Consider the following 2,779-nt stretch of genomic DNA (forward strand, 5'->3'; position numbering starts at 1 on the left):
GAATTGACCGACGGAGCCTTCTGCTGGCCATTGATGCGGTGCAGCCGGTTGCCAGCGGGGTCATAGACGTCCCAGACATAGATGACGGTGGTGTCGGCGCCTTCCGACATCGTCGAGAAATAGCCTTTCAGCACATGTGTCACGGTCTGGTCGGCGCTGCCGGCGAGAGTGATGCCGCGCTGCCTGGCACGGGTCTGCAACTCCGCCGTCAGAGGTGTCGCAGCTTCCACCGAAGCGCCGACGATCGGCGCGATCTGCAAGCGGGTCTTCGACAGGATGGCAGCGCTTTGGGCTGATGTGACCGGTGCGGCGGCGGTTGCGGGAGCGCCAGACGTGCTGGTGGCGGGCCCGGCCGGAACCGTTGCCGCCGTGTTGCCTGACGTTGCGGGCAGCGTCTGGGTCGACGTCGCCGGCGGGGTGATCGCCGACGGTTCGAGCACGTCCTTTGCGTTGGTGCAGGCGGCAAGAGCCAATGCCACAAGCAATGACACGGTCGTCACATGCGATCGTCTCATTTGCCTTCTAACTCCTTGGCGAAGAACGCCTCCCACTGTGGATTCACTTTACGATCAAGTCGAGATCATGGCGGGACAGCGGCCTGGGCTGGGATTCGGTGGTCAGGTAGGTGCGGCCAAGCGTCATCGCCGTCTCGGTGTCGGAGTCCATGATGATCATATGGGCGAACAGCGTCATGTTGGGCGCGATCGGTTCGGGATTGCCCTGGTAGAACATCGGCATGTCCATCCAGGACGGGGTGAAGCGGGCGCCGACCGAATAGCCGCAGGCGTTCAGCCGGTGCTTGGTCAGGCCGTGTGCCTCCATGGTGCGGGCATGCGCATCGAAGACGTCGCCGAAGCTGTTGCCCGGCATCATCGCCTTCTCGACAGCCAGGAGTGCTGCGCGGGCGGCGTCGAACAGTTCCTGATGGCGCTTCGACACCTTGCCGGTCAGCACCGTGCGCATCATCGGCGCATGGTAGTGGTTGAAGACGCCGGCCCATTCGAGCGTCAGCTGGTCGTTCTTGGTGAGCTTGCGGCGGCCGGCCTTGTAGCGGCACAGCAGCGCATCGACGCCGGAGCCGATGATGAACTCGTTGGCCGGATAGTCGCCGCCGCCGGCGAAGATCGCGCCCTGCATGGCGGCCAGGATCAGAGCTTCGTCGCCGCCTTGCTTGATCAGCGGCAGTGCCGCGTCGAGCGCATCGTCGGAGAGATTGGCGGCCTTCTCGGCCTTGGCTATCTCGGCCGGGCTCTTGAACAGGCGCAGCCGGCCGACAATGCCGGACGCATCGGCGATCTGGCCGAAGGTCTGCAACTGCTCGTCCAGGCGGCGGCCGTTGAAGGCGGTCAGGCCGTGGGTGTCATATTCGACACCGATGCGGGCGCCGAGCAGGTCGAGTTCGTTGAGCAGATTGCGCAGGTCGACCGCGGGATTGGCGCCGTTGCGGTCGGTCCACAAGACGATGTTGTCGATAATCGAGGTCTGACGTGCCTGGCGCAGGTCGGCCGAGCGGGTCAGAAGCACCATCGAACCGTCGGCCTTGACCACCAGGCACTGGAAGAAGCAGAAGCCGAACGTGTCGTAGCCGGTCAGCCAATACATGCTTTCCTGCGCGAACAGCAGGATGGCGTCGAGCTTCTTTTCGGCCATCTCGATGATCAGCCGGTCGCGCCGCGCGTCAAATTCAGATCGTTCAAAATGCAGCGCCATTATTCCCTCTCCAAGACAATTGCCGAAACCTGCCGGCCGTAATCGGGCTCCTTGCGATGCGTGGTGCGCCGATAGGAGTAGAACAGGCCTTCCTCAGCGTAAGTGCAGCGGTCGAGGCCCTCAGCCGTCACGCCTGCCTTGGCCAGCCGGTCAACCGTGTAGCGGTTGAGGTCGAACATCGCATGGCCGGCATTGGCGGACGGAGCGAAATAGAGGATGTTTTCGGCGTCGGATTCGACAAAGCGGGCGACGAATTCCGGGCCGACCTCGTAGTTTCGCGGGCCGATGGAGGGGCCTAGCACGGCGACGATGTTTTGGCGCCGGGCGCCGAGGCTTTCCATCGCCAGGATGGTGTTTTCGAGCACGCCGGTGAACGCGCCTTTCCAGCCGGCATGCGCAGCGCCGATGATGCGCGCCTGCGCATCAGCGAACAGCACGGGACCGCAATCGGCGGTCGAGGCGCCGATGGCGATGCCCGGCCGATCGGTGACGATGGCGTCCGCCTTGGGGCGCTCGCCGGCAAAGGGCTCCCTGGCAATGACGACATCGGGCGAATGGATTTGCCAGGCGGTCAACAGATGGCTTGCCGGCACGCCCATCCAGGCAGCGACACGGGCGCGGTTCTCGGCAACCAGCGTCTGGTCGTCATTCGATCCGGTGCCGATGTTGAGGCCCTGATAGATGCCGCCGGAAACACCGCCGACGCGGGTGAAATAGCCGTGGCGGATGCCTTGTGCCTGCGCCTCGTCCAGCAGCGGCGACCGAACGGGATCCGGTTTGGTCTGATTCAGCATGCGGGCGTTGTTGTCCGTGTGGGCGGTTTCGTCAAGAAGAAGGTGCTTGGTCGAGAACAGGCTGCAAAGCGCGGACGGGAGATTGGGAGGGGCGGCGGTAAAAAGTCAATCCGCCTCGGCAAAGGGCCGAACCGCCACGCCGCGAGGCAGCACCGCAAGCACCTTGAACAGCTCGCCCATGGCTTGCGGCCCGGCGAGGCGCTCGACGTCGCCGGCGATCCTTTCGCGCGCCGCCTGACCGGCATCGGCGCCAAGGCGGCCGGCGCGCTCGAGGA

The 2,779-nt window shown here is 64.6% G+C and carries 3 protein-coding genes and 1 pseudogene; all 4 read right to left on the bottom strand.

The genetic code is table 11. The features are described 5' to 3' along the window. The coding region (locus ENZ75_RS27495; protein ID WP_128278458.1) for a hypothetical protein at positions 1-515 on the bottom strand (515 nt) is incomplete at its 3' end. Positions 516-558: 43 nt separating this feature from the next. After that, positions 559-1,710, bottom strand: coding sequence for a Xaa-Pro peptidase family protein (locus ENZ75_RS27500; protein WP_013530004.1), 1,152 nt, complete (start codon positions 1,708-1,710; stop codon positions 559-561). Further along, on the bottom strand, positions 1,710-2,504 hold the full coding sequence (gene pgeF / locus ENZ75_RS27505) for a peptidoglycan editing factor PgeF (RefSeq protein ID WP_027162151.1): 795 nt from the start codon (positions 2,502-2,504) through the stop codon (positions 1,710-1,712). Before pgeF ends, ENZ75_RS27500 begins: the two co-directional genes overlap by 1 nt. 105 nt (positions 2,505-2,609) lie before the next feature. Continuing rightward, positions 2,610-2,779: pseudogene (locus tag ENZ75_RS35370) on the bottom strand (class I SAM-dependent methyltransferase); the annotation flags it as partial.

Source organism: Mesorhizobium sp. M7A.F.Ca.CA.002.04.1.1 (genome assembly GCF_004022805.1).
GTDB lineage: Bacteria > Pseudomonadota > Alphaproteobacteria > Rhizobiales > Rhizobiaceae > Mesorhizobium > Mesorhizobium ciceri.